Annotated in this window: 17 protein-coding genes, 2 tRNA genes, 1 pseudogene and 1 riboswitch; of the genes and pseudogenes, 4 read left to right on the top strand and 16 right to left on the bottom strand. The window is 56.3% G+C overall.

Translation table 11 applies throughout. The features are described 5' to 3' along the window. Positions 1-27 precede the first annotated feature (27 nt). Positions 28-855 (top strand): prolipoprotein diacylglyceryl transferase, encoded by an 828-nt coding sequence (lgt, locus tag AXF19_RS07990; RefSeq protein ID WP_066850143.1) that lies wholly within the window; start codon positions 28-30, stop codon positions 853-855. Between the two features lie 104 nt (positions 856-959). On the opposite strand, the gene AXF19_RS07985 is transcribed toward lgt, so the two are convergent. The 7 genes and pseudogenes from AXF19_RS07985 to AXF19_RS07955 all read right to left on the bottom strand — a co-directional run bounded on the left by AXF19_RS07985 (position 960) and on the right by AXF19_RS07955 (position 9,776). After that, positions 960-1,148: a hypothetical protein gene (locus AXF19_RS07985; RefSeq protein WP_066847337.1), complete on the bottom strand. Its 189-nt coding sequence runs from the start codon at positions 1,146-1,148 to the stop codon at positions 960-962. Further along, positions 1,145-1,372 (bottom strand): annotated as a pseudogene (locus tag AXF19_RS07980) (type II toxin-antitoxin system RelE/ParE family toxin); the annotation flags it as partial. The pseudogene AXF19_RS07980 and the gene AXF19_RS07985, both read right to left, overlap by 4 nt. A gap of 285 nt (positions 1,373-1,657) precedes the next feature. Further along, a complete protein-coding gene (locus AXF19_RS07975; RefSeq protein WP_442983687.1) occupies positions 1,658-2,641 on the bottom strand; it encodes a FecCD family ABC transporter permease in 984 nt (327 codons plus the stop codon). A 62-nt stretch (positions 2,642-2,703) separates the two neighbouring features. After that, positions 2,704-3,708, bottom strand: a complete 1,005-nt coding sequence (locus AXF19_RS07970; protein WP_066847325.1) for an ABC transporter substrate-binding protein — start codon at positions 3,706-3,708, stop codon at positions 2,704-2,706. 77 nt (positions 3,709-3,785) lie between these two features. Continuing rightward, the gene (locus AXF19_RS07965; protein ID WP_066847322.1) at positions 3,786-6,086 is read right to left on the bottom strand and encodes a TonB-dependent receptor plug domain-containing protein; all 2,301 of its coding nucleotides are present in this window, start codon (positions 6,084-6,086) and stop codon (positions 3,786-3,788) included. A 177-nt stretch (positions 6,087-6,263) separates the two neighbouring features. Continuing rightward, positions 6,264-8,378, bottom strand: coding sequence for a TonB-dependent receptor (locus AXF19_RS07960; protein WP_172837373.1), 2,115 nt, complete (start codon positions 8,376-8,378; stop codon positions 6,264-6,266). Between the two features lie 213 nt (positions 8,379-8,591). Beyond that, positions 8,592-9,776 (bottom strand): ABC transporter substrate-binding protein, encoded by a 1,185-nt coding sequence (locus tag AXF19_RS07955; protein WP_066847317.1) that lies wholly within the window; start codon positions 9,774-9,776, stop codon positions 8,592-8,594. Between the two features lie 27 nt (positions 9,777-9,803). Further along, a riboswitch (cobalamin riboswitch) is annotated at positions 9,804-9,975 on the bottom strand. A 411-nt stretch (positions 9,976-10,386) separates the two neighbouring features. Between AXF19_RS07955 and AXF19_RS07950 the strand changes: the two genes are divergently transcribed. The 3 genes from AXF19_RS07950 to AXF19_RS07940 all read left to right on the top strand — a co-directional run bounded on the left by AXF19_RS07950 (position 10,387) and on the right by AXF19_RS07940 (position 11,329). Next, positions 10,387-10,463, top strand: a tRNA-Val gene (locus AXF19_RS07950). A gap of 40 nt (positions 10,464-10,503) precedes the next feature. Continuing rightward, positions 10,504-10,579 (top strand) — tRNA-Val (locus AXF19_RS07945). A gap of 54 nt (positions 10,580-10,633) precedes the next feature. Then, entirely contained in the window at positions 10,634-11,329 is a 696-nt protein-coding gene (locus AXF19_RS07940; RefSeq protein ID WP_066847315.1) for a Crp/Fnr family transcriptional regulator, read from the top strand. Positions 11,330-11,663: 334 nt separating this feature from the next. Here AXF19_RS07940 and AXF19_RS07935 read toward each other — a convergent pair whose 3' ends face one another. The 9 genes from AXF19_RS07935 to uvrB form a co-directional block, all read right to left on the bottom strand. Then, the gene (locus tag AXF19_RS07935; RefSeq protein WP_066847313.1) at positions 11,664-15,440 is read right to left on the bottom strand and encodes a YDG domain-containing protein; all 3,777 of its coding nucleotides are present in this window, start codon (positions 15,438-15,440) and stop codon (positions 11,664-11,666) included. A gap of 234 nt (positions 15,441-15,674) precedes the next feature. After that, on the bottom strand, positions 15,675-15,884 hold the full coding sequence (locus AXF19_RS07930; protein ID WP_237141551.1) for a Yae1 family protein: 210 nt from the start codon (positions 15,882-15,884) through the stop codon (positions 15,675-15,677). Between the two features lie 291 nt (positions 15,885-16,175). Beyond that, positions 16,176-17,186: a biotin synthase BioB gene (gene bioB / locus AXF19_RS07925; RefSeq protein ID WP_066847307.1), complete on the bottom strand. Its 1,011-nt coding sequence runs from the start codon at positions 17,184-17,186 to the stop codon at positions 16,176-16,178. A gap of 96 nt (positions 17,187-17,282) precedes the next feature. Then, a complete protein-coding gene (locus tag AXF19_RS07920; protein ID WP_066847304.1) occupies positions 17,283-18,113 on the bottom strand; it encodes a methyltransferase domain-containing protein in 831 nt (276 codons plus the stop codon). Continuing rightward, the gene (locus tag AXF19_RS07915; protein ID WP_066847301.1) at positions 18,110-19,567 is read right to left on the bottom strand and encodes an O-linked N-acetylglucosamine transferase, SPINDLY family protein; all 1,458 of its coding nucleotides are present in this window, start codon (positions 19,565-19,567) and stop codon (positions 18,110-18,112) included. Before AXF19_RS07915 ends, AXF19_RS07920 begins: the two co-directional genes overlap by 4 nt. Further along, positions 19,551-20,693 (bottom strand): metallophosphoesterase, encoded by a 1,143-nt coding sequence (locus AXF19_RS07910; protein WP_066850140.1) that lies wholly within the window; start codon positions 20,691-20,693, stop codon positions 19,551-19,553. The genes AXF19_RS07915 and AXF19_RS07910 overlap by 17 nt, the downstream gene beginning before the upstream one ends. A 45-nt stretch (positions 20,694-20,738) precedes the next feature. Continuing rightward, positions 20,739-21,656 carry an AEC family transporter gene (locus tag AXF19_RS07905; protein ID WP_066847298.1) on the bottom strand — a complete coding sequence of 306 codons (918 nt, stop codon included), beginning with the start codon at positions 21,654-21,656 and terminating at the stop codon, positions 20,739-20,741. Between the two features lie 188 nt (positions 21,657-21,844). Beyond that, entirely contained in the window at positions 21,845-24,679 is a 2,835-nt protein-coding gene (gene uvrA / locus AXF19_RS07900; protein ID WP_066847294.1) for an excinuclease ABC subunit UvrA, read from the bottom strand. A gap of 15 nt (positions 24,680-24,694) precedes the next feature. Next, positions 24,695-26,737 carry an excinuclease ABC subunit UvrB gene (gene uvrB / locus AXF19_RS07895; protein ID WP_066847292.1) on the bottom strand — a complete coding sequence of 681 codons (2,043 nt, stop codon included), beginning with the start codon at positions 26,735-26,737 and terminating at the stop codon, positions 24,695-24,697. Between the last annotated feature and the right edge of the window lie 203 nt (positions 26,738-26,940).

The raw sequence follows: 26,940 nt of genomic DNA, 5'->3' as shown, positions 1-26,940 counted from the left end.
CTTTGCAGCGGAGTAGGGAGGCAGCCCTTGCATCAATATCTCTTCTACATCGGCGACTTTCCCATCCGCTCGTACGGTGTCGTCATCTCGCTCTCCATCCTGCTCGCGACGGGCGTCGGCTACTTCCTCGCAAAGGTAGACGGACGCGGCTACGAAAAGCACGTTCCCGATCTCGGCATCTACTGCGGCATCGCGGGTCTGCTCGGTGCGCGCCTCTGGGACGTGTTCTTCTTTGACTGGGACTACTACCAGCACCACCTCACAGAGATTCTGAACGTCTGGCAGGGCGGCATGGCGATCCAGGGCGGTGTCTTTCTCGGTGTGCTCGTCGGCATCCTCTACAGCCGGAAACACAAGCTCGACACCATCCACTTTATGGACATTGCCGCTCCTGCGATTGTCCTCGGACAGGCACTCGGCCGCTGCGCAAACCTCCTCAACGGGGATGCCTTCGGCGCACCGACAGGCAGTAGCTACGGCATCCTCTACCCCGACAGCACCCTCGCGCACCACACCTACGGTGCGCAGCCGCTCTGGCCGGCGGAGGTCTGGGAGGGGCAGCTCGACATCGTCATCTTTGCCCTGCTTCTCATCTTCCGCGCACGCGGACACGCACGCGGACAGTGCTTCGCCCTCTACGTCATGCTCTACAGCCTCGTGCGCTTCGCACTTGAGTACCTGCGCGGCGACTACACGGAGAAGTACCTCGGACTCTTCACAAGCGCCCAAATGACCAGCCTCGGCTTCGGCCTCACCGCCCTCGCCATCTTCCTCTGGCTTGGGATGCGGTCTGCGCCCGCCACGAAAGCAGTGCAGGAAACAGGCGAGCGCAAGAAACCGCGCCGAAAAAAATAAACCTATGTATAAAAAAAACGGCGTTTGCCAAACGGCAGACGTCGTTTTTTCTGTCTAAACTACTGAACATCGTCAAACAAATCCATGCACTTCATACGTAAAGCTCATGCAAACGAGACATGCGGTGCAAGCGGTTGCTTTCCGCTCCTGTGTGTATCTGTCTGCTCAGCATGACGCTCCGATGTTTCCTGTGCCGCAAGCTCTTCTTGAAACCAACCTTCTAGCGCATCATATTCCCTCTTAAATTCGGGATCTTCCATCTTTTTACGATGGTATTCAGCAAAACTCATCATGGTAAGCATCTCCTCTGGTAGTCATCGCGATATTCTTTTGCGCGCGTGATTTCCTGCGCCGGAGTCTGTGTCGTCTTTTTCACAAAGCCATTCGTAAGGACAGCCGTATTTCCGATGACAAAGAAATAAAGTACCCGTGTAATATTCCCGCCGAAAGAAATACGCAGTTCCATAATGCCATCTACAAGTTCCTTCGAGTGCGGAGCACGAAGTTGATGTCCTTTTAGGGAATCACTGATAAAATGAAGTCCGTCAGATTGACGCAGATTTTTTCGTCCGAACTAGGAGGCAAACCGGACGCAGAGTGGTGCTCTGTGGAGGATTTGCCGACGAAGTGCGGGCAAAAAAGATGCGTTAAGATGGCGGTGCTGAATTTATCAGTGCTTCCCTAGTTCCAGCAGATGAATGGTTCTTGCAGCTTTCGCATACATCTTCGCATCAAGAGCGTCCAAAAAATCAGCGACCGGACTCGTACCATCCGCTTTTTCATACAGATCCTATGCTCCCCTCTACGCGCTGCCAAAGCCATACGTCCGCTTCACCATCAGATAGATGAAACAGGGCGCCCCGATCATCGAGATCAGAATGCCGATCGGAAGCTCGGTCTGCGGAATGATAATGCGGCAGAGCACATCTGCCCAGACAAGAAAGATTGCGCCGGAAAGCGCTGCAATCGGCAGCAGTCTCCTGTGATCTGCGCCGACCAGCATGCGGCTGACGTGCGGGACGATAAGTCCGACAAAGCCGATCATGCCCGCTGCATAGACCGCAAAACCAACGAGAAGTGCACTGACCAGCAGATAAACTTGCCGATATCTATGCAGATCCACGCCGAGCGTGATCGCCGTATCATCTCCGAGGAGCATCAAATTCAAAATCTTTGACTGCGTGTAGAAAAAGAGCGGTATGACAATACTCATCGGGATCATCACCTGCAACGTCGACCATTTCGCCCCCGCCATGCTCCCCATCAGCCAGTATGTGATGGATTGGATGCCGTCCTTATCGTTCGCAAAGTAGACAATGAAGCTCGAAAACGCGCTGCATACGGCGCTCAGTGCCATACCCGCAAGCAGGAGCTTCACGGCATTCGCACGCCCGCCCATATTCGCAATAAAGACAATCGCAAGAGATATCGCAAAGGCACCGATAAACGCAGAGATCCCGACGAAGTTCTCACCCAGTGATACACCGACACCAAGCAAAATTGCTGCCGTTGCACCGAGGGATGCCCCCGAGGAAACGCCCAGAATATAGGGGTCGGCAAGCGAATTTTTCACAATCGCCTGCATGATGACCCCCGATATTGCAAGCCCCGCACCAATACACGCAGCCATCAAGATGCGAGGCATACGCAGCAGCCAGACAATATCATGGAGTGCTCCCTGTCCCGCTGCATCAATGGGAATGTCGCTTCGCAGGGAATCATAAACCGCAGATATAATATCACCGACGGACAGGGATACGGTTCCAAACGTCAGAGCCCCTGCCATACTGATAAGCAGAATAATAACCAATTGAATCAGGATGATTGCTTGCTGCAAGTCTGTACGATTCATAATTCCGGATACAACCCCTTTTTGATGGCTCTGATGCCATCCAGTGTATTCACTGCCGGAGTATACATATACCAGAACGGCAGCATATAGATTCTCTGGTTGCGCGATGCCTGCAGTGAATTAAATCGGACATTTTGAAAGAACTGCTCCGATTCCTCGCGATGCCGGGAGTTAAAGTAAACGACAAAAATAACGTCCGGATCCTGTGCCAGCAAATCCTCCGCTCCCACAGATGGACTCTTGACCGGCATATAACCACCCAGACGCCGCACCATATCCCCGACAATCCAACCGTCATCATAGTTCATAATTTCACTTTTACCCACCTCAACAACCATGACATTCTGCTTTTTCTCGTCTGCAACACTCTTCTCGACGGATTCCGTTTCCGCATGAATCGCTGCGATCAGAGCCTCTGACTTCTCCGAAACATCAAATATGCGCCCCATATCGTCCAAAAACTTACACTCGTCCTCGATTGTCCCGCACTTCACCACATGATTGGAAGTTGCAACAATATAGGTATTCACACCGCGCTCCTGCCACCACTCTGTCCGCCCATAGCGTCTCGGTGAAAATGTGGACTTCCATCCCAGAATAAAATCCGGTTGATAGGCAATCGCCTGCTCTCTCGTGATTTCCTGCTGTGAAATATGTCGTATTTTTGCCAGTTCTTCCGGATATTCCTTCTTCAGACGCGCATACGTCTCCCCGGACGTATTTAATGAAGCGCTGAGAATCTTATCCCCCTGCCCAAAGGCCAGCAGCGTCTCCAACGTATTGACCTCATATACGAGAACGCGCGTTGGTATCTTGTCAAACCGAATCCGAACGGACTTCTTCGCTGAGTCAAAGGTCTCAATCTCCACAGGCTCGTATAGGGTTCCTTGTTCGCGCACATCTTGCGGCGAGCATTCCGGAGCGATCTCCCCGCCATTTCTCGCCGCCAAAAAAATTGACAGTCCCGCCATCAGCACAAACAGGATGAGGAGCTTTTTCATATCGTTTGCTTCCTTACGCCAATGAGCGGCAAGCAGTCAAAAATGACGCGCTTGCCGCTCCATATCCTTCCAAGCAATTAGAATTTATACTTCATCCCAAGCATAAAGTGCCTCCCCGGCTGCGGCCAGCTTCCTTTCCCAAGATAGCTGGTATAGACCGTCTCATACGCCTGATTGGTCAGATTCGTGACCGAGGCATATAGGGACAAATCCCTTTGCAGTGCGTAGCTGACATTAAGATCAAGGACAAGCGCACGTCTGCTGGTGTATGCCATCGTGTTGCAGCCCGTGTACCACGTTCCCGCCAGTGAGGTATAAAGTTTTCCATTCTCATATGCCAGATCTGCCGTATATGTGTTCGCGGGACGCAGATGGTTGATCGCCGAATTGACATTTCCCTGCGTCCATTTCAGCTCCGGATCAAACGTCATGCCATCCTTTGCAGAGAATTTATCGAATGCATGGGAATAACTTGCCGTAAAGGTCAAATGCGGACTAAAGCGATGCTGTAGGGAAAGATTGATCGATTTCTTGACCTCCTTCGCGTTGACGCGTTTCAGTTTGAAATCGTGAGCCGCCTTATCCCAAACACTGTATCGAACGATTGCGTTGCTCATATTCGTATAGTCGTAATGAATCGAGGCGGTCGTGTTCGGCGAAAAATCGTGCCGCACGCCAATCGTCCACACATCCCCCTTCTCATCCTGCAAATTCGCCGGATCGGGACCATTCTTTGACGTATAATCAAACGGTTTGAGCGGCCTGTGCACACGACTGTAGCCAAGATACGCACTCGTCCCTTTCTCGAAACGGTACTGCGTATTGAGCGAGGGTGTAATCGTATTCGATGAAGCGCCGCCGACACTGTGAACCCCATCACGCGATATATGACTCACATCACTGTAATGAGCAAAGCGAAGAGACGGCGTCAGTTCCCACCGGTCGGAAAGCATAATTTTATCCTGAACATACCCCACGATCGAATCGCGTTTGACGTTCATCACCTTTCCTGTCCTCACATGCGTGTCATAGTAGTTCGACTGATCGAAAGTCCAGGAAGAAAGGACATCATGCTTGCCAAAGGTCTTGCCCACTTGGACTTGAACCCCTTTGTTTTGCAGTTGATCAAACCAAGACCTGCGCGCCCTCGTTCGATAATTCTTCTTTGCCCACTCACGCCACTCAGGCGTATCCGGCACAGGCGAATCCTCCCGATCACCCGCCCCGAAAGATCCCCAATAGCGCTCATGCTGTTCGTAATATCGAACAAAACTCTCCATGCCATTTTCTCGGTGGAAAATATAGGTCAGATCGAGATTATTCTTGTTGTAGGCATTATAAGCCCCCGTCCACGCCCACATATACCACAGCGTACGATAGCCCGGATTGTCAATATCGCCAGATTTATCATTGTTGAAATAATCATCCTTGATGCGATTCCAATCCGCTGCATTGAAGTACTTATGATCAGGCGCCGTAAGGGGATAGTCCGCATCGCTCTGCATGTGACTGAATGCAGCTCGAAGCGCGTGCGTGGCGTCGATGTCATAATCGACCCGACCGTTGAAGAACGCTTCTTTGTATCCCGTATTGACATACGTATACGTATTGCCGCTAAGCCCGTCCTTGTATCTTGCGTCTCCCCCCAGTTCGCGACCAAGTGTAAAGAAATATTTCAGCTTCCCTTGATCCATACTGCCGCCGTAGTTCAATTTATAATTGTGCCGATTCCACGAGCCGGTAGATATGTCAAGGGAACCGGCGGCATGATCTGTCCCCTTGCGCGTGATGATATTGATAACGCCGCCGGTGGCATCCGAACCGTAAAACGACGCGCCGGGTCCTTTGATGACCTCTATTTTTTCGATGTTATCAATATTCGTAACTTGATTGATGTCTATGACCGACTTCGAAGCACTTGACGACTGCCCCGAAACGACACTGCCCACAGAGTTGTCCATGCGGCGCCCGTCCACGAGCACAACAACACGGTCGTCTCCATTGATTGCCACAATGCTGTGGGTTTGTGTATACTCAAATTCCCCTCCGCGGTACCCCGGCGTCTTGATCTGTACGCCCGGCACTTGCCGCAGCGCATCGCTGAGCTGATCGTAATGACGCTTCTCCAGCATATCCCGATCAATGATATTCACATCGCCGCCCGTCCGATAATAGGACTGCTCCGTTATAACATTGCCAAACGGATCTTTGAGCGCACCTGTGACCTCAATATCCTTTGTCGTATATAAAGTTGACGAATCGTTCTCCTCAACAGAATCACGCGCAGGAATCTCTTGTGCGTGAACATTCACCCCCCCGTACAGGACGGATGACAAGAGAACGCCAAGCGCCGCACCCTCACGAATCTTCTTTCTCATTTGCCGACTCTCCTTTGACGAAACATCCATGAATACATCTATGGAATCGCTGATAAAATGAAGTCCGCCATCTTGGCGCGGCTACATCTATCAGCGATTCCTATACATCACAGACACAATGTCCAAGTACAGGGACGTTCCCGTACTCACATTCTGTTTCCGGTATGACAATACTTCTTAGAAATCATACGCCATAGAAAGTACCAGACTGCGCGGACCATGCATCGAAACAGATTCCGCAACGGCATCTTGAACGACCCAATACTCCCTGTTCAACACATTAAACACATTGAGTCCCACGCGCAGCGCATCTCCATTCGCAAATGTACGCTTGTACTGCGCCCCGAGATCCAGTCGCCACCACCCCGGTACATGCTTGCTTACAAGCGGATTCATAGGAGCATTACTATTCGCCACCATACGTCCCGTCAGTGACCATTCCTCGTTCATCTGATATTCGGTAGAGAGTGTGAAATTCCATTTTGGGATCCCCGCGATCGTCCTACCGTCATTTGTTCCGCCCTTTTGCTTGGCATTCAGATACATTATCCCACCAAGGAGATTGAGTTTTGGCGTTACGTGTCCGAATACCGTCACTTGTCCCCCTTGATTTTTTTGTCGGCCGTTATAACCATACCGATTACTCGCATCAACATGGAGATTCTCCTGCTCCACGGAAAAAATGCTGAAACTCCCTCCCAAACGCTTGGCATCCCATTTCACACCAAGCTCGTATTGCTCGGTGGTCTGTGGCGGCAGATACTCTCCCCTGTTGGCATATCGTCTGCCTACCTTTCTTCCCCTGCCAAGACTTTCCATGTAGTTGGCATAAACCTTCACATTGGGACTCAGTGCATACATCAGTCCGAAATTTGGACTATACTTGGAGCTGTCATTTTTTCCCTGTGAAACAACCTGATGACGAAGGCCGAGCAAAAAAGACCATTTGTCATCAGCAGTGACGATGCGATCGACAAAGCTGATTCCCTTCATGACCGTATCGTCGATATCATCGTGATACCCCCAATTCGGCCCCTTTGGCGGGATCATCCGATCAAAAGAGGATTTGTCGTAAATATTCCCCGTATAAGGAGGAATCAGATCATCATAGTAATCCATATCATACTCAATCCATTCCTCGCCCTCCAACCGGTCCGCGCTCAACACAATATCGTGATGCATCTGACCGGTATCGGCTTTCAGACGAACGCCGCCGGCATATCCGCGAAAGGTTTTGTTCTCCCGAATCAGCTCCACACCGGCCGTAAAATTCCCTTTTTCATCGGTCAACTTTGGATAGTACATAACGATCACGGGATCCCACTCATCGGTATGATACCCGCACTTAAAAAACAGTTCTGTCGAGGGATTGAGCCGCTGCTCCAAAGAAAACGTCACAATATCGTTGGCATGACTGTATTCTCCCCACGAAGGCTGAAAGTTTGCATCCCCCTGCGGCGGTTTTGGCAGAGAATGACCATTCAGTCGAATTCCTGTCTGACATCCTTTGTGGTGTACCTCTCGATGTCCTACCAAAAGCTGCGCGGAGGTTTTCTCTCCCCGATAATCGACGTTGACAAAAGCATTGTTTTCCTTATATTTCTCATTTCGGAATCGCGTTGCTCCATCCTCGATGCCGATATTGGCTCGAACGCCCCACTCCTTGTTCTTCCCGAAGCGTGTCCCGAGATCCAGTTCATGAGCAAAATGACTCTTCCCGGAAAATGTTTCCCGGAAGGCTATCTTCGTCTCATCTTCCGCAATTTTCGGAACGAGATTCACAGTGCCGGCCGCACTGGCAGAGTAACTACCGATCCCGTTCACCAGCGTATTTGGCCCGGAAATGATCTCCACCCGGTCCACAAAATTGGTTGGAATCGACGAAGGGGAGAGCATCCCCGGCACGCCGTTGATGTAATAATCCTGCGAACGCAGACGATAGCCGCGAATATGCACATCATTATAGGTATTGTCGCCGTCAGAGGTCACCGTGGGATCCAAGGTAAGCACCTCAAGGAGCGTATTTCCGGAGGAGCGATTCATGTCAATGGACTTTTGCGAAAGGCTCATCACATTAAACGGTACATCCATAAAGTCTGCCTTGCCAATAATGCCCAAATTGTTCTTGCGTACAATTTGCCCGCCATGGAAAATTTCGTCCTTATAATTGCCATACACAAAAACATCCGGCAGAGAATACGAATCCTTACTCTCAGATGCCGCACCATATACGACCGGCAGATGGACAGACCCTGCAAGCAGAATACTGAGGAGAGCGACTCTTTTTTTCATGTGAATCATCCTTTCCAACATTCGTGTCATATTATTCTCGATTTGATACGGTCTTTGAAACACCTCCTTTGATTTCCATATCGCATTCAGGAATCGCTGATAAAATAGTCTCACGGATTGGCGTAGATTTTTCGTCCGAAAAAGGCGGAAAACCGGACGCAGAGTGGGGCTCTGTGGAGGATTTTCCGCCGAAGTGCGGGCAAAAAAGATGCGCTAAGATGGCGGTGCTGAATTTATCAGTGTTTCCTCAATATCCGGGTACAGCCCTTTTGCAAACAGGCAAAGCCCCTTTGCTGTGTGCAGACCGGGCATATACATAAACTCCACAGGAATAGGATAAACACGCTTTTCCTGCACAGCTTTAAGCGAATGGTATTCCGGATGACGCATCAATTGATCTGCAAAAGATGCAGTAGTATCATCAAAATATTCCACAAAGATAACATCCGGATCCAAGACCAATAAAGTCTCCGCATCGCGAAACTGCACATCTGTCACCATACTAGCGCCGAGTGCGTGCAGAAAATCACCGACGAGCCAACGCGCATTATAGTTAATCACATATTTTGACGGTGCGCCTTCCAGAACGATGACCCGATCCTGTCTTCTCCCCGCTGTTTGTTCTCGTATCTGTCCAATCTGTGCGGAAATATCTGCTGCAATCGCCTCAGCCCGCTCCGAACAGCCAAACACGATACCAACATCACGTATATATCGGAGTTCTTTTTCGATGGTCTGTTTCTCTCTGGTATTTGAGGTCACGGGAATATAGGTGTTTACACCACGTTTATGCCACCATTCCGTAGTTTGGAGTCTACGCTCAGAAAATGCGGACTGGCGTGCGAAAATCAGATCCGGCTGCGCTGCCAGAATCATTTCCAGGCTCACTCGCTCAGGAGCAATTTTCTGTATCTTGGCAAACTCCTCCGGATACCGCTCCTGTAAATCGGTCGTATGCGGAGGCTCCATGCAGGCTAATACAATGCGATCCGCCAATCCCAATGCCAAGAGGATCTCAATGTTGTTCCAATCCATCACCACAATCCGCTGCGGTTCACGTGTGATGATCAACATCTCCTGCTGTCCGCGTGAGTTATAGGTCTGCACACAGCGCTCTGTCGTCTGTATCTCCGGCAGAACGTCATGCACCGGCGAAGATGTCACTGTGAATCGAGATAACATCAAGATCATGCAAAACATCACAGCGAGAAGGGAAAAAAATATCCCCAGATCCGCTATGTGCTTATATCCGCGACGTTGACACATCAGACCATACGCCTCTCCTTCCGCCTGAGCCCCATCCCCTTTTCCCGATATGCTTTCGAGCAAAAGATGCACACACCATACAACACAAAAAGCCTTCTTGCTCCTCGGCAAAAAGGCATATAAAACAAACATCGCGCCTTCCTGTCTCTCGCAGGGACGATACAGCGTTCCAATCGGGCAGTTCTTCTGGCTCTGCTTCCTCGTCTTCCTCGCCTTCCCGGTTTCCCAGTGACATATTGAGGTCGACTCTGCATTACAGCTGCGGGACAGCGCAGGTCTTTCACCTGCTTCTCTATGAAGCGCAATGCGCACCCGATCGGCAAAGTATTGAATTGTGATTTAATTCCCAAAGTCATTCAGCAGGTTATCATATAATAAATAAAACGTCAAGGAAATTTAATCGAAATCAATGTCTTTTACATAATATTATTAGCAGTAATCCTATATCATACGGAAGATTATAGGAAGCACTGATAAAATGAAGTCCGCCAGATTGGCGTAGATTTTTTCGTCCGAACGAGGAGGCAAACCGGACGCAGAGTGGTGCTCTGTGGAGGATTTGCCGACAAAGTGCGGGCAAAAAAGATGCGTCAAGATGGCGGTGCTGAATTTATCAGTGCTTCCTATATACTTCACGCTTTACACCTTGCAAAATCCTCCCCCTATTCAAAAATACGGGTTGACAGAGTGCTTGTTCATCTGCTATAATCCATCTTGTCGTTTGGACATGAACGGCGAAAATGGGGTTATAGCTCAGTTGGTTAGAGTGTCTCGTTGACATCGAGGAGGTCACAAGTTCGAATCTTGTTAACCCCACCATTTGTTTTCTCATCCGCATCTGTGCGGATTTTTTTCTTAGGCTCACTTAGCTCAGTTGGTAGAGCATCTCCGTCACATGGAGGGGGTCGGGGGTTCGAATCCCTCAGTGAGCACCATGGATATCACACCGCCCCACGGGCGGTTTTTTCGTATATGCAGGAGTGTGCCATATGCCGAACGATCAGGAAAACGCCGCCCGCATCCTCGCGCAGACATCCCTCGCCGAGGGCATGAACGCGGAGGAGGTCGCAGAGCTGCTCGCCTCGAGCGATGTGACGCTGCACACGTATCCTAAGGGCGCGTTCATCTTTCACGATGGGGATATGCCCCACTCGCTTTACATTCTCCTTGAGGGCGAGGTGCACATCCTCAAGGACACGTATTCGGGGCGGCAGATCTTCATCTCGGAGATTGACCGTCCCGGCGATATGTTCGGCGAGGTCTACGAGGTGCTGCGCCGCCCGTACGATATGTACGTCCGCGCCGTGACGAAGGTAAAGCTGCTCGAAGTCTCGAGCCACCTCTTCACGCTCGACCTCGACGAGACGCCGCGCCGCTTTGCGCTCATCGTACAGCGTAATCTCATGAAAATCTTTGCGGGCAAGGCGTACGCCATGCACACAAAGCTCAAGATCCTCGCAAGCGGCTCGCTGCGCGAGAAGATCGTCCGCTATCTCTTTCCCTACATCGACGAGCAGGGACGCATCGCGCTCACAGTGAGCCGCGAGTTCATCGCCGCCTACCTCGCCGTCAGCCGCCCCTCCCTCTCCCGCGAGCTGAGTGCAATGCAGCGCGAGGGCATCATCGAGGCGGCGGGGCGCACGATTCGGATTGTCGATATGGAGCGCTTTGAGGCGTATCTGTAAATAATGCGTCGTTCCAAGAAAAAAGAGATTCCAAACGTCGAACGTGACGAATGGAATCTCTTTTTGCGTTGCAGACCGCTTGCGGTGGAAGGGGCGCTTTGAGCGACAGAGATTCTCTATCGTAAGTATGTCGCATAAGCAAGTGGCGCCCCTTCCGTCACGCTGCGCGTGCCACCTCCCCCATTGCGAATGGGGGAGGCTTTGGATTACGGCATATTAGCCTCCCCCGTCGAAACGGAAGGCTTCCGCATTACGCCATATTAGCCTCCCCCGTCGCTACGGGGGAGGGGGACCATGCGAAGCATGGTGGAAGGGGCGCTCCGAGAGCAGCCCCTCAGTCGAGGCGCACTCCCTCGATGCTAATATCGCGTGCCGCCGCAAAGCGATAGATGCCGAGCGTTGCCGTCGGGACGGGACGCGGCAAGCCGAATACATAGACCTCCCGCTCGAAGCCCATATCAAAGCGCGGCGTAGCATCCTGCACGAGCGAGGCGAGTATACCGCCCGGCAGGTCTGCGGCGTAGATGGTGAAGGCGTTCGCGTTGCCCGCCGCCTGTCGAATCCGATAGTTGCCGAGCACGCCGTCGCTCGTGCTGCCGATGCGTCCCGTAACGCCATAGCTGCCCGGCGTATCGGTATTCGTCAGCGTCGTGCCAAATGTGATGCCGCCCGTACCGAATACGCGCTCGTCCTCGCCGTCCGCGAAGCCCTCCGCACGCCCCGTAAAGGAGGGCAGCGCCTCGCCCTGCACAATGCTCCGCGCGTCGGCGGTCAGCGTGAGGTCGCGGTGCGTGATACTGCCCGCCCCCTGCGCGGCGATCGCGGCGAGCGTGTAATTCCCCGCATCCGTACCCGCGAGGGCGACACCCGTATAGTTGATCCTGCTTGCTCCGGCGACGTTCTTATCGTTGTAGGTTGCACCCGTGGCGGTCGCCGTTACACGGTCACCTGCGACGGCACCCGCGAGTACCGCGCCGAACTTCGATGCGTCTGCGTCGGTCTTACCGTCGTAGGTCTTACTCTGCGCCGCGACTGCGCCAAGCGTCAGCGCACGCCGCGCGATCGTGCCCGTACCCGTGAGCGCGGTCTTGTTCAGCACATAGTTCCCCGCGCCCGTGCCCGTGAGCGTCAGCCCGCCAAAGGTCACGGCTTTATCTCTGGCGGCATTCTTGTCGGCGTATTTTCCTGTGACGGCAGAGAGTTCGATGCCCGTGCCCTCGCCCGTGACAAAGCCCGTGAGACTATAGTTCGTTCCCTTTGTGAGTGTCTGCGTGACGTTCGCATTCCCATCGTAGGTCTTGTCAAAGCGTGCGCCGCTCGCGAGCGCGAGGTTCAGCTCCCTCGGCGTGATCCTGCCCGCGTTCTCAAAGGTCTTGTGCGCTGCAAGCGTATAGTTCGCCGCCCCCGAACCCGTGAGTGCGAGATTTGTAAAGGTGACGTTCTGCCGCATGCCCGCCGCCTGTGCATCCTTCGTCGCGTATGCGCCCTGTGCGGCGGATTCGTTCAGCGCGACAATGTTTGTGCCCTCGCCCTCGACCACGCCCGCAAGCCGATAGTTCGTACCACGCGCGAGGTTCTGCGTCACGGTCGCGTTGCCGTCGTATGTCTTGGTGAACTGCGTGCCCGCCGTCCCTTCGAGCGTCAGCGCCCTCTTCGCGATGTCGCCCGTTGTCGTGAGGGTGGTCGTAGAGAGGGAATAGTTCCCCGCGCCCGTGCCCGTGAGCGTCAGCCCGCCAAAGGTCACGGCTTTGCCCGTGCCCGCGTTCTTGTCCGTGTATGTACCCGTCACGGGTGCGAGTGCAATGCCTGCGCCCTCACCGTTGACGAAATTCGTGAGGGTATAGTTCCCGTCCTTCGTGAGCGTCTGCGTGACGTTTGCATTCCCGTCATACGTCTTGTCAAAGCGCGCGCCGCCCATGAGTGCGAGGTTCAGCTGCTTCGCCGTGATACTGCCCGTCCCCTGCACGGTGCGCGCGATACGATAGTTCCCCGCGCCCGTACCGCGCAGGGCGAGCGTGTAGCTGACCGCATTTGCCGACGCGACATCCTTGCTGTTGTATGCCGCGCCTGTGGCGGTCGCCGAGACAAGGCTCTCCTCACCCGCGACGACGTTCTTCAGCGTTGCGTGGAACTGCGCTGCGTCTGCGGCGGTCGTGCCGTCGTAGGTCTTGCTCTGTGCCGCGACGCCGCTCATGGTCAGCACGCGCGGCGCAATCCTGTATGTGCTGCCGATGAGGTCATAGCCGAACGCATCACTGTAGATGCCGCGCGCATCGTATGTACCGACATTCTTCTCAAGGGGAGTATCCGAGATGATGTGCGCGTCCCCATCCCCGAATGTTTTGCCGTCGTAGACTTTCGCAAGGCACTTCGTCCCCTTCATCAGACCCGTGAGCAGGGGCGTAGTATGTCCCTCGTAGATGCGCCACGGCGTACCCACACCGCCCTCGGTGGCAACAACGGCGTTGCCGTTCGCATCCTTCCAATCCGTGTATGTCGCCGCCAGTTTCATATCCGCCTCGGGAGCGACCTTGACATCCGTCGTCACGTCAGCCCCATTGCTCAATGCGCCGACCGCCTGCCCTGCGCTGCCCGACTTCCATACGGCATGGCGAATGCTGCCGCCGTTCGCCTCTCCCACAATGCCGCCGACCTGCTGATCCCCTGTGACCGTCCCCGTATTCCATGCATTCTGAAGCCTGCTGTTCTCTATATATCCCGCAATGCCGCCGCTTTGAGTCACAACCCCGCTGATAGCGCCCGTATTGCAGACATTCTGAAAAGTACTGCCTTTGTCCGCCACTCCCACAATACCGCCGACAGAGCTCTCCCCTTCGACCGTGCCCGCATTCCATGCGTTCTGAATACTACCGCCGTTCGCCCCTCCCACAATGCCGCCGACCACACGCCCTCCGTCGACCGTCCCGGCGTATGAGACGTTCCGAATGACAGCCTCCTCTGCAACCCCTACAATACCGCCCACGTAATCCTCCGCCTTCACATTGCCATCCCGGAGGGAAAGATTTTCGATGGTCGCCCCCTTGACAGAGCCAAACAGCCCGATTTCGAAGTCATCCTGACGATTGATATACAGCCCCCGCAGCGTGTGCCCCGCGCCGTCCAATCGTCCCGTAAATGCGTTGCCCCCATTTCCAAGCGGCGCAAAGCCCTCGCCGCTGTTCCAATGCGTTGTCGCCGTCGCGTCGATGTCGCCGGCGAGGATGTATCTGCCGTCCCGTTTCGCATTGATATTCTGCAGGTCGTAGACGTCGTGCACGCGCATATAGTCATAGTCCGTATGCGCCGTGCCGCCGAGGTTCGCCACATCCCACCCGCGTGCGCTTGCAGATGCCTTGTGATGGTCGGCGTTTGTGCTCGCGTAGTCGGCAACATCGTACGGCGTCGCTGTGCCGTTCACGTCGATATTCTCCGTCGTTTTATGCCCGACATCGTAGCCGATATGCGGCGTCTGTGCGCTGCGAATCGTGACGTTCGCCCCCGTGAGTGCCGTGCCGTTTGCGTCCGTGACCGCATCCGTGTTGAGGACGGTGACCTTCTTGCCCTCGATGTAGAGTTTGCTTGCCTTTACCGTGCCGAGGTTCAGCACGTCGCCCATCTGTGCGGTCGCGGAGAGCGGACTCGTGCCGTTTGCCTTGAATGTATTCGTTGCTGCGGCAATATCAGCGGGATTCGCCGTCGAGAGATAGAGTGCGCCCGTATTCACCTGTGAGCCTGCGGCGAAGAGGATGCCGTGCGGATTGACGAGGTAGATGCTCCTGCCGCCCTCGATCGTGCCGTAGATGTTCGACGCACCCTCGCCCGTGACGAGGTTCAGATAGTCCTTTGTCTGCGTACCGTTATCGAAGCGTACCTTCTCGCCCGAATCGACAGAGAAGTCCTCCCATTTGAGAATATTGTGCTCCGTCTTGCCAACGATGTCCATAACTGTGCCGCTCGTGGAGATATTCGCCTCCCCCGCATTCGTCTCGGCGTGTGCGCCCTCGATGGGGAGAGCATACGCCGTCTGCGCGGCAAACGGCGCAGCGATACTCCCCGCAACGAGCGCACAGAGGAGTGTGCGGCGCAGATGTGCATTTGATGAGGCTTTCATATTGCGACTTCCTTTCTCTATCCGAACCGATCATATTCCGTTGGTTCTAAGTGTTTTCTTATATTATAGCATTTTTATGGATGTATCACACAAAATTGCAGAAAGTGACGATAACATACACGAAAGTGATGTGTTTCATCGCGTCGCAGAATCGAGAATGCATTGCAAAAGGGGATGCTGCACGAGTCAAAACGACTTCGCGCAACATCCCCATTTATTTTTGTAGTGTGTCGCCTATAGCAGCGCCAGATATTTGGGGCGCTGCTCCTGATCGATGCCGAGAGCATTCATCGCGGCATCTGCCGTAATCCCGAGACTTTGAATAAGGCTCTTGATGCCTCTTAGACGCTCGGCTTCCGCGCCCTCTTCGCGCCCTTCTTCGCGTCCTTCTTCGCGCCCTTCTTCGCGCCCTTCCGCAACACCTTCGTTATAGAGTTCTTCCATTACTCTGCACATCGTTGTAACCCCCTCTTCACTTTCTTTGAAAAAGCGCGCTCGCTCCGCGAGCACTGCGCTATACATATCGTTCGGATTGGTGCAGAAAAAATCGTGCATCAACTGTTGAAGAAGGTGTCGTCAATCAGACGAAGCTGTTTGATCTTATTCAGATACCGTTCTTTGCGCTCTATGTGAATCGCCTCCTCCTCTTTTATTTTACTGTTTTTATCAATTTTTCGCAAGCGCGAAGTCCGATAAACGCGCACAACAGACCCATCTATGTAAATATTGGAAGAATTACCGTGCTCCGCAGGTGCCTGTCGACACGCTGCAATCCTCGTTGCGGTTCGTGAAGCCGAGTTCGCGGATCAGCTCCATGTCCTCTGCAATCGTTGTGCCCGAGGTGGTGAGCATATTGCCCGTGATGGAGGCGGATGCACCCGCGAGGAACGCCGTCGCACCGTTCTCGGGGAGCAACTTGCGCCCTGCGCCGAGGCGGATGTTCGCGGTCGGGTTGATGAAGCGGAAGATGGCAATCGTACGCAGGATGTCCTCACCCGAGATCGGCGCGAGGTGTTCGAGCGGCGTTCCCGGAATCGCCATGAGCGAGTTGAGCGGGATGGACTCGATGCCGAGCTCCTGAAGGGCGAATGCCATATCGAAGCGATCCTCCCACGTCTCCCCCATGCCGATGATGCCGCCGGAGCAGACACAGAGCCCCTCTGCCTGCGCCATCTTGATCGTGCGGATGCGGTCGGCGTAGCTGTGCGTCGTGCAGATCTCCGGGAAGTAGCGCTCGGAGGTCTCGATGTTGTGATGATAGCTCGTCACGCCGACCTCGCGCAGGCGGCGGAACTGGCTGCGCGTGAGCAGCCCGTGCGAGGCACACAGCTCGATCGAGAGCGTGCGCCGCATCTCCTTGTAGGTGTCGAGCGCCTTCTCAAACTCCGCACCCGAGAGCGCACCGCCCGAGGTGACGATGGAGAAGCGGTTTGCACCCGCATCCTGATTTGCCTTTGCGTGCGCGATGATCTCCTCCTGCGGGAGAAAGTTGTAGGTGTCAACGCCCGTCTTGTGACGCCCCGCCTGCGCACAGTATTTGCAGTCCTCGCCGCAGCGCCCGCTGCGCCCGTTGACAATCGTGCACAGATCGATATGGTTGCCGCAGAACTGTTTTTGCAGGCGATATGCCCCCTCACTCAGTTCCTCGATCGGCGTGTCCATAAAGATGGAGCGATCGTCCTCACGGCTCACGCGGTAGCCCGCGATAATCTTTCGGGTGAGCTCTGCAATACGATGTTCGCGCATAAAAAAATCCCTGCCTCATAATAGATTGTATTTATCGCGTCTATTATAAGGCAGGTTTTCTATTTCGTCAACTGTATATTCTGTTAAGGTTTACTCTTAAAGATTGCCGAGCAAATCCGCGAGCTCCGCCCGTACCACTTCCTCATGCACGCAGACCTCCGTGATGAAATCCGAGAGATAGTCGGCAAAGACACCCTCGCGCGCGCAGAGTGCACGCAGCTCCGCCGCACTCTCCCGCGCATCGACATCGTATTCGATGCGTTGGAGCAGACGCGCGATGCGCTTCCGCACATCCTGTGCAAAGAAGAGCTTGAGATTCGCCGCCTCCGCCGTGCTGCGCGAGGCACGGATGAGCCATGTGCGCGTCGTGAGGTCGTCGCTGACGTTCGCAAAGCCCTCCTCTGCCCACGCCTCCCCCACCGTCGGGTCATCATCGCGCTCGCCCGCGAAGAAGTGAATCTCCTTGTAGAGGGTATCGTTCAGCAGACGCACGATCTCGGGCTTGGCGTAGAGGTGACGGTCGCCGCGCACGCGGAATTCCCCTGCGCGCAGCGCAGCGAGGACGCGATGATAGCGTATGTTCGTGTAGCAGGTGTAGAGCGTCCCCGTCTCCCGCAGCGCGCGGTTCAGCGCGATGAGGCTGTCATAGGGCTCATAGGCGTACTCGATGGCAAACTCCGCGATAATGCGGTCAAACGTCTCCTCCGCAAACGGCAGCGGGTCGCGCCGCCAGTCGAGTACATGCATATGCACGCCGAGCGCGGCAAGCGCCTCATGCGCGGCAACTTCGACGTAGGGCGTGACGGCATGAATCTCCGCATTCGGATACATCTCGCGCAGCCGCGCCAGATGTTCCGAACCGTCGACAATGAGGATGCGGAGACGCTCCGCGCTCGATGCGAGGAGGTCGAGCAGCTCCGTCCTCACAGCGCAAAGTCCCCGCGCTCCGCCCAGAGCCGTTCGATCTCCGATATGAACGCTGCAAGATAGCGCGCCCCATCCATCAGAGCGGATGCCTCCACCTCTGCGCGCAGGTCTGCGCGACGCGCACGCACGGCAACGATGTCCTCCGCCATCTGCACGGCAAGCTGTTCATAGGCGCGTGCGTCGTCCGCAATCCAGTCTGCATGCCCCGCCGCCGTGAGCATCGCCGCACCGAGCCGCGATGCATGATGCGTCTCCCCGCGCAGGGTGACGACGGGTACGCCCATGTAGAGCGCCGTTGCCGTCGACGCGCCCCCCGCATACGGGAATGTGTCGAGCGCGATGTCGATGTCCCCGTAGTCCCCGAGGTAGTCGCGCTTGCCCGTGCGGACGAAGATGCGCTTTGCGGGCAGCTTCAGCCCCTCGATCATCTCAAGGATTGTCGTCACGCGCAGCGGGCTGTCCACGGCGGCATCCTGGAGGACGAGCTGCGATTTCGGCAGCTTTTTCAGAATGCGCCCCCAGAGTTTCAGCGACTCCTCATTGATCTTCATAAAGTTCTGCATGACGCCGAACGTCACGGGCGCATCTGCGGGACGCTCCGTCACCGTGCTCGCACGCATCGCCGCATCCGGTGTGAAGTGGAATGCGTGCGGCAGCCGCAGAAGCTGCTCGCTGTAGAACTCCTCCGCGCCCGCAGGGGACAGCACCGCATCCGTCAGGAAGCCGTCGACGAACGGCACGCCCGTTGTCGCAAACCAACCGATCCCTGAGATCTGTACGGGTGCGGGACGGCGTGCAAGCACCATGAGGGTCATGCCGCCATCCGTATGCCCGCCGAGGTCGAAGAGCACGTCGATCTCATCCGCGCGGATTGCCTCCGCCTGCTCCTCGATGGAGCGATTGGCGAGCGCGTGATAGTTCAATGCGCCGCACAGTTCCTCCGTAAAATCATCCGCACGGTCGTCGAGCGCGTATGCGTAGACATCGAATTTCTCCGTCAGCCCGCGCATGAGTCCTTCGTAGAAGAGGGAGGACGAAGAGCCGAGGAAGTGCTGTGCAATGAAGCCGATGCGCAGACGTGCATGATGAACGTCCGCACGCAGCGGAAGCGGCTCCTCGTGACGGTAGAGCGTCGCATACATATTGAACTGCGCCTTGAGCTCCTTCGGCGTCAGATTCGGGACGGCATGACAGAGATAGAGATAGTTGGAGAAATGCGAGCGCTGACTGCGCAGATATTTGTCCTCCGTCGCTGCCTCGAAATACGCGGCAATTGCGCCCTCCGTATCGGCGAGTGCACCGCAGCACGCGCCCATCATCTCGGAGAAGCGCCACTCTTCGTCTGCGGGGATCTCCTCGTGGGCGCGCATGTAAAGAATTGCCTCTATCGCCTCGTAGATATACCCCGTGTGAATGTCCTCGCGGATTGCCGTGTAGTCATCCATCCAGCTCATCGCTTACTCTCTCCAATCTAAAATATGCAATCTCCGGCGGACAGCCGATCCGCAGCGGGAACCAGCTGCCGTTGCCCGTGTGGACGTAACCGTAATTCTCACCGATGCGCACCATGCCGCGCGTGTACTTGAACACGGGAAAGAGCGGCTGACCGAGGATGCCGAACTGACTCCCGTGCGTGTGCCCCGTCAGCGTCAGCGGCACGCCGCCATGCGCCGCCGCATCGTCGATGAACTCGGGATGATGCGCGAGCAAGACCGTCACCGCATCTGCAGGCACATCCTGCATCGCCGCCGCAAAGTACGCCTCTTTCTCAGGATAGAACGCCTCGCCGCGCGCAAACGGATAGTCCGTGCCCGCAATCCAGAGCGTGCCGCGCCCCGCGACCTGCGTCGCACTGTTCCGAACGACGTGCACACGTCCCTCGCGCTGCATGCGGTCGACGAGCGGGCGCGCATTCCGATAGTATTCGTGGTTGCCGATGCAGTACCAGATGCCATCGCGCCAGTCGCCCGCGTGCGCGGCAAGCACCTCAGCCGCCGCCTCGTTCAGCGGCTCGTCGTCGAAGACATCCCCCGTCACGGCGAGGAGATCGGCACCGCCGCGCGCAACCTCCGCAAGCAGCGCGTCGAACTCCTCCACGGAGAAATACGTCCCGAGATGCACGTCGCTGATCTGCGCGATTACCATGCCGTCCGCCTCGGGCGGAAGATTTTTGACAGGAATCATATAGTCGCGTCGTACCGTATGCTTTCGCTCGATAAATGCGCCGTAGCTGCTGAGGAGAAAGCCCGCCGCAGGATAGAGCGCCGCGTTTTTCAGTACGCGCCGCCGCTCCGCAGAATACGGAACGCCGCGTGTGCTACGCCAGAGAAAACGCAGGAGGACGACAAGCACGACAAGGGCGAGGACGATCAGCTGCCCAACGAGAAAGAGGATGATCGGCAGCGTCAGAAGTCCCGCCCAACCGTCCGTGCGGTGCGTGCTGAACAGATAGAACAGCCCGCCGACCCCCGCAATTTCAAAAACAACAACTCCGATGCGCACCGCAAGGAGTGCTCTGCCCGACGCAAGATAACGCAGGAAGAAGACAGACAGTCCAAGACAGGCGAGCACGACGAGCATGAAAATTGTCAACGCGCTGAGCAAATATGCCTCCTTTGGGGCAAATCACAGCCCCGTAATCATAGACACAAGCGGAATTGTCGCCACGGAGATCAGCGTCGAGAGTGCGATGATCTCTGTCATGAGCGGATAGGCGACCTTGTTGTAGAGCAGTGCCACCATCGCGACCATGCCGCCCGTCGGTGCAGCGACAATGACGAGGCTGCATCCGAGGATGTAGGGATTCGTAACGAAGAATTTCATCGCAAAGAGAATCGGAATTGGCAGGACAACCGCCTTGAGGAAAGTATAGACGAGCAGTTTGCGGTCGGTCAACATATGACGCATATGGATGTCCTTGAGCGACGCGCCGATCATCATCATCGCGAGCGGCGCGGTCATCGCCCCGATCATAGTAAACGCCTGCATGAGCAATGGGTTTGTCGGAATCTCGGCAAAGTAAATCACGCACGCAATCAGCGACGCGATGATGCCGGGATTCAGCAGCATACGGAACATCTCACGCCCGCGACGCTTGTGGATGCTGATGGAGGAAACGCCGTACACGAAAAAGAGCAGATTCACAGGGATGAAGAAGAGTGTCATGTAGACGACCGCCTGATCGCCGTATACCCCCTGCACGAGCGGCAGCCCCATAAAGAGGGAATTGTTGAACCAGAATGAGAGATTCACCGCGCCGCGCAGACGTCCGCGATAGCGCAGGATCAGCGGCAGCAGGAAGCCGGCGATACACATCATCGCGAGAAGAACAGCATATGCAGTATACGTCTCGATGACCTGTTCAAGACCCATGTGCTCCTCTGCGTGCATCGCTGCCGAGATGATGAGGCACGGACACGCAATGTTGACAATCAGCGAGGAGAACTGCTCCTGATTGTTCGGAATGATGATCTTGTAGCGGCGTGCAAGAGCCCCCGCAAAGATCATCAGAAAGAATACGATCATCTGCCCTAGAATCAGCATTACATTACCTTCTTTTTCAGTTCATTTATGGATTGGGTGACGGGGGGCGCATACGACTTTCTTACATAGAGAAGCATAAGCCGTCCAAGGCGCCCCTTCCACCATGCTCCGCATGGTTCCCCTCCCCCGCTGCGGCGGGGGAGGCTTTGGAAACGGATTAGCTTCCCCCGTCCGAGATGAGGGGAGGCTCAAAGGGGATGTTTCTCTTCAAGCAGCGGCTTCAAAAATTGTCCTGTATAAGACTCAGGCACTTCAACGATCTGCTCGGGCGTTCCCTTTGCGACAATCGTCCCGCCGCGCACGCCGCCCTCGGGGCCGAGGTCGATGACATAGTCCGCCGCCTTAATCACGTCGAGGTTGTGCTCGATGACAACGACCGTATCGCCGCCGTCGACGAGCCGCTGCAATATCACGAGCAGCTTGTGGATGTCCGCCGCATGCAGACCTGTCGTCGGCTCGTCGAGGATGTAGAGCGTCTTGCCCGTGCTGCGCTTCGACAGCTCCGTTGCGAGCTTCACACGCTGCGCCTCGCCGCCCGAGAGCGTCGTCGCGGGCTGTCCGAGACGAATATAACCAAGCCCCACGTCGCGGATGATTTCGAGCTTGCGTGCGATGCGCGGCACATTCCGGAAGAACGTCACCGCCTCCTCGATGGTCATGTCGAGCACCTCGGCGATGGTCTTGCCCTTGTAGTGTACCTCGAGCGTCTCGCGGTTGTAGCGCGCGCCCTTGCACACCTCACAGGGGACGTAGACATCGGGGAGGAACTGCATCTCGATCTTGAGGATGCCGTCCCCACGGCACGCCTCGCAGCGTCCGCCCTTCACGTTGAAGCTGAACCGCCCCGCCTTGTAGCCGCGCATGCGCGACTCCGAGACCTGACTAAAGAGGTCGCGAATCGCGTCGAACACGCCCGTATAGGTCGCGGGATTCGAGCGCGGCGTGCGCCCAATCGGCTGCTGATCGATGTTGATAACCTTGTCGATGTGCTCAAGCCCCTTGATCTTCTTGTGCTTGCCAGGCTTCCCCTTCGCGCGGTAGAGGCGCGAGGCGACGCCGCGATAGAGGATTTCGTTGACGAGCGTCGACTTGCCCGAGCCGGAGACACCCGTGACGAGGGTCAGCGTCCCGAGCGGGAATTTCACGTTGATGTTCTTGAGATTGTTCTCCGCCGCACCCACGATTTCGAGCACATTGCCGTTGCCCTTGCGCCGCTCGGCGGGCACGGGGATGAACTTCCTGCGTGCGAGGTACTGCCCCGTGATGGAGGCGGGATTCTTCATAATCTCCGCCGCCGTCCCCTCGGCGACCACTTCGCCGCCATGCTCGCCCGCCCCCGGACCGATGTCGATGATGTGGTCGGCGGCGTGCATCGTGTCCTCGTCATGCTCGACGACGATCAGCGTATTGCCAAGGTCGCGCAGATGGCGCAGGGTCGCGAGCAGACGGTTGTTGTCGCGCTGGTGCAGACCGATGCTCGGCTCGTCGAGGATGTAGAGTACGCCCATCAGCCCCGAGCCGATCTGCGTCGCGAGTCGGATGCGCTGCGCCTCGCCTCCTGAGAGTGTCCCCGCCGCACGTGAGAGCGTGAGATAGTCGAGCCCCACATCGAGGAGGAAGTTGAGACGCGCGTGAATCTCCTTGAGAATCTCCACGGCAATCTTCGCCTCGCGTGGGGAAAAATCCTTCTCCGCCTCCGTGAGGAATGCATCCGCCTCTCGGATCGTGAGCGCCGTGAGCTCGGCAATGTTCTTGCCGCCGACGGTGACGGCAAGTGTCTCGGGCTTGAGACGCGCCCCGTGACACGCCGTACAGGGCGTGTCCGTCATATAGTCCTCGTAGCTCTCGCGCATCTCCTCGGAGTCCGTCTCGCGATAGCGGCGCGCAAGCGCGGGCAGCACGCCCTCATAGGGCACGTTGTACTCCTTTTCCTCGCCAAACATATTCGTATATTGGAAGGAGACATACTCCTCCGAGCCGTGGAGGAGCATCTGCTGCGTCTTCTTGTCCATGCGGTTCCACTGCGTGTGCTCGTCATAGTCATGCGCGCGGAGGAGTGCCGTGATTGCGCGCATGCCGTAGGAGTTCGGATTCTTCGACAGTGGTGCAAATACGCCGTCCGCCACGCTGAGGGTCGGGTCAGGCACGACGAGATCGGGGTCAAACTCCTTGTGACTGCCGAGTCCCGTACAGACGGGACACGCGCCGAACGGACTGTTGAACGAGAACATACGCGGCGCAATCTCGGGGAGCGAAATGCCGCAGTCCACGCAGGCAAAATTCTCGCTGAACATGAGGAGTTCCCCGTCCACCACCTGCACGTAGACCACACCGCCGCCCGCACGCAGCGCTGTCTCAAGCGAGTCTGTCAGACGGCTCTCCATACCCGCACGCACGACAAGACGGTCAACGACGATCTCGATCGTATGCTTCTTCTGCTTCTCGAGCGCAATCTCCTCGCCGAGGTCACGCAGTTCCCCGTCGATGCGCACGCGCACATAGCCGTCGCGGCGGATCTGGTCGAGGATCTTGCGGTGCTCGCCCTTTTTCCCGCGCACGAGCTGCGCCATGATGAGGAGCTTCGTCCCCTCAGGCTGCGTCATGATGGCATCCACCATCTGATCGACGCTCTGCTGTGCGATGGGCTTGCCGCAGCTCGGGCAGTGCGGACGCCCCGCGCGCGCGTAGAGGAGGCGCAGATAGTCATAGACCTCCGTCACCGTGCCCACCGTCGAGCGCGGGTTGTGGCTCGTCGTCTTCTGGTCGATGGAGATTGCGGGTGACAGCCCCTCGATATTGTCCACGTCGGGCTTGTCCATCTGCCCGAGGAACTGCCGCGCGTACGCCGACAGCGACTCGACATAGCGGCGCTGCCCCTCGGCGTAGATCGTGTCAAAGGCGAGCGAGGACTTGCCCGAGCCGGACAGCCCCGTTACCACGACCAGCTTGTCGCGCGGAATCTCCACGTTGATATTCTTCAGATTGTGGGCACGCGCCCCTTCGATTTTGATGCTTTCGTTCATTTTCCCCTATTTTTCCTATTTTTTCTTCTTCGGCAGCTCGCCTTCGAGTTCCACAATCATATCGCGCAGTTCTGCCGCGCGCTCGAATTCGAGGGCGCGCGATGCCTGCTGCATCTCGCGCAGGAGGCTCTTGACGAGGTTCTCGCGCTCCTTCTTGCCGAGCTTCTTCTTGCCCTTTGCGTCCTTTTTGCCGTAGGGCGATTTCTCCTCGGCGGCGACAAGGGTCATTTCGATCAGCGGCACGATGGGTTTCTCGATCGTCTTGGGCGTGATGCCGTGCGCCTCGTTGTATTCGCTTTGTATCGTGCGGCGGCGCTCCGTCTCGTCGATTGCACGCTGCATCGAGCCCGTGACGACATCGCCATACATGATGACGTGCCCGCCCGCGTTGCGCGCGGCGCGCCCAATGGTCTGGATGAGTGCCGTGTCCGAGCGCAGGAAGCCCTCCTTGTCCGCGTCGAGGATGGCGATGAGCGAGACCTCGGGCATATCCAGACCCTCGCGCAGGAGATTGATGCCGACGAGTACATCGAACTCGCCCGCACGCAGGTCGTGGATGATCTCCGCGCGCTCGATGGTCGCAATGTCCGAGTGGAGGTAGCGTACCTTGACGCCCGCCTCGCGCAGGTACTCGGTGAGGTTCTCCGCCATGCGCTTTGTGAGTGTTGTGACGAGGACGCGTTCGTTGCGCTCGATGCGCAGGCGAATCTCCGAGAGGAGGTCGTCGATCTGCCCGTCGAGCGGGCGCACCTCCACCACGGGGTCGAGCAGCCCCGTCGGGCGTATGATCTGCTGCGCGACCTGCTGCGCCTGCTGTATTTCGTACTTGCCGGGGGTCGCCGAGACGTAGACGATCTGGTTGACGCGCGCGGCGAACTCCTCGAACGTCAGCGGGCGATTGTCAAATGCGGACGGCAGGCGGAAGCCATTATCCACGAGCGAGATCTTGCGGCTGCGGTCGCCGCCGTACATCGCGTGAATCTGCGGCAGTGTGACGTGCGACTCGTCGATCATGATGAGGAAGTCCTCGGGGAAGTAGTCGAGCAGTGTATACGGCGTATCCCCTGCCTTCCTATGCGTCAGATGGCGCGAGTAGTTCTCAATGCCCGAGCAGTAGCCCATCTCCTCGATCATCTCAAGGTCGTAGTTCGTGCGTTGTTCGAGCCGCTGCGCTTCGAGGAGTTTGCCCGCGCCCTTGAGCTCGTCCAAACGCTCCGCAAGCTCCGTACGGATGTCCGCCATCGCGATCTTCATATCCTCGTCCTCGGTGACGTAGTGGGACGCAGGAAAGACCATCGAGTGCAGGCGCTCGCCGTAGACATCGCCCGTCATGACATCGAACTCGATGATGCGCTCCACCTCGTCGCCGAACATCTCGATGCGCACGCCGCGGTTGTTGTAGCCCGCGGGAAAGATCTCCACAACGTCGCCGCGCACGCGGAAACGCCCGCGCTCGAACGCGATGTCGTTGCGCTCGTAGCGGATGGAGACGAGCTTTTGCAGGATCGCCTCACGCGGAATCGTCTGCCCCTTGTGCACGGAGAGCACCATCTCATGATAGCTCTCGGGCGAGCCGAGACCATAGATGCAGGACACGCTCGCAACGATAATGACATCGCGCCGCTCGAACAGCGAGCAGGTCGCGGAGTGGCGCAGCTCGTCGATCTCGTCGTTGATCGACGCATCCTTCTCGATGTAGGTGTCCGTCTGCGCAATGTACGCCTCGGGCTGGTAGTAGTCGTAGTAGCTGACAAAGTAGCCGACGTAGTTGTCCGGAAAGAAGGACTTGAACTCGCTCGCCAGCTGCGCCGCGAGCGTCTTGTTGTGCGCGATGACGAGGGTCGGACGCTGCACACGCTCGATGACCTTTGCCATCGTGTAGGTCTTGCCCGTGCCCGTCGCGCCGAGCAGCACCTGTGCCGTCATGCCGTTCTCGATCCCGCCCGCGAGATCGGCAATCGCCTGCGGCTGATCCCCCATCGGCTCGAACGGCGCCGCCACCTTGAACGGAATCTCTCCCTCGAATATTGTCGTATTGAGCTTTGGAACCATCGCCATATGCTGCCCTCCCTGTCATTCCCGAAAAGTCATTCTGTCATTATAACGCATTCAACGTGTGATGGAAATAGCCGCACACAAAAAAGCACCCTGCGGGGTGCTTTTATCTCTCTGATACGATGTTACAAAACGTCAACACCGTTCTCCTCTGCCATCTTGCGAATAACGGCCTCAGGCAGCTCTGCCATCTGCGCCACGGTTGC

It is taken from the genome of Selenomonas sp. oral taxon 126 (assembly GCF_001683335.1).
Classification (GTDB): domain Bacteria; phylum Bacillota; class Negativicutes; order Selenomonadales; family Selenomonadaceae; genus Centipeda.
This window is presented reverse-complemented; position numbering and strand designations above follow the sequence as displayed.

What these genes read in the sequence shown, in the direction of transcription:
- AXF19_RS07985 (WP_066847337.1), bottom strand. Translation starts at nt 1,148, where the DNA reads ATGATGAGTTTTGCTGAATACCATCGTAAAAAGATGGAAGATCCCGAA.
- AXF19_RS07975 (WP_442983687.1), bottom strand. Translation starts at nt 2,641, where the DNA reads ATGGCAGGGGCTCTGACGTTTGGAACCGTATCCCTGTCCGTCGGTGAT.
- AXF19_RS07970 (WP_066847325.1), bottom strand. Translation starts at nt 3,708, where the DNA reads ATGAAAAAGCTCCTCATCCTGTTTGTGCTGATGGCGGGACTGTCAATT.
- AXF19_RS07965 (WP_066847322.1), bottom strand. Translation starts at nt 6,086, where the DNA reads ATGAGAAAGAAGATTCGTGAGGGTGCGGCGCTTGGCGTTCTCTTGTCA.
- AXF19_RS07960 (WP_172837373.1), bottom strand. Translation starts at nt 8,378, where the DNA reads ATGAAAAAAAGAGTCGCTCTCCTCAGTATTCTGCTTGCAGGGTCTGTC.
- AXF19_RS07955 (WP_066847317.1), bottom strand. Translation starts at nt 9,776, where the DNA reads ATGTTTGTTTTATATGCCTTTTTGCCGAGGAGCAAGAAGGCTTTTTGT.
- AXF19_RS07940 (WP_066847315.1), top strand. Translation starts at nt 10,634, where the DNA reads ATGCCGAACGATCAGGAAAACGCCGCCCGCATCCTCGCGCAGACATCC.
- AXF19_RS07935 (WP_066847313.1), bottom strand. Translation starts at nt 15,440, where the DNA reads ATGAAAGCCTCATCAAATGCACATCTGCGCCGCACACTCCTCTGTGCG.
- AXF19_RS07930 (WP_237141551.1), bottom strand. Translation starts at nt 15,884, where the DNA reads ATGGAAGAACTCTATAACGAAGGTGTTGCGGAAGGGCGCGAAGAAGGG.
- bioB (WP_066847307.1), bottom strand. Translation starts at nt 17,186, where the DNA reads ATGCGCGAACATCGTATTGCAGAGCTCACCCGAAAGATTATCGCGGGC.
- AXF19_RS07915 (WP_066847301.1), bottom strand. Translation starts at nt 19,567, where the DNA reads ATGAGCTGGATGGATGACTACACGGCAATCCGCGAGGACATTCACACG.
- AXF19_RS07910 (WP_066850140.1), bottom strand. Translation starts at nt 20,693, where the DNA reads ATGCTCGTCGTGCTCGCCTGTCTTGGACTGTCTGTCTTCTTCCTGCGT.
- AXF19_RS07905 (WP_066847298.1), bottom strand. Translation starts at nt 21,656, where the DNA reads ATGCTGATTCTAGGGCAGATGATCGTATTCTTTCTGATGATCTTTGCG.
- uvrA (WP_066847294.1), bottom strand. Translation starts at nt 24,679, where the DNA reads ATGAACGAAAGCATCAAAATCGAAGGGGCGCGTGCCCACAATCTGAAG.
- uvrB (WP_066847292.1), bottom strand. Translation starts at nt 26,737, where the DNA reads ATGGCGATGGTTCCAAAGCTCAATACGACAATATTCGAGGGAGAGATT.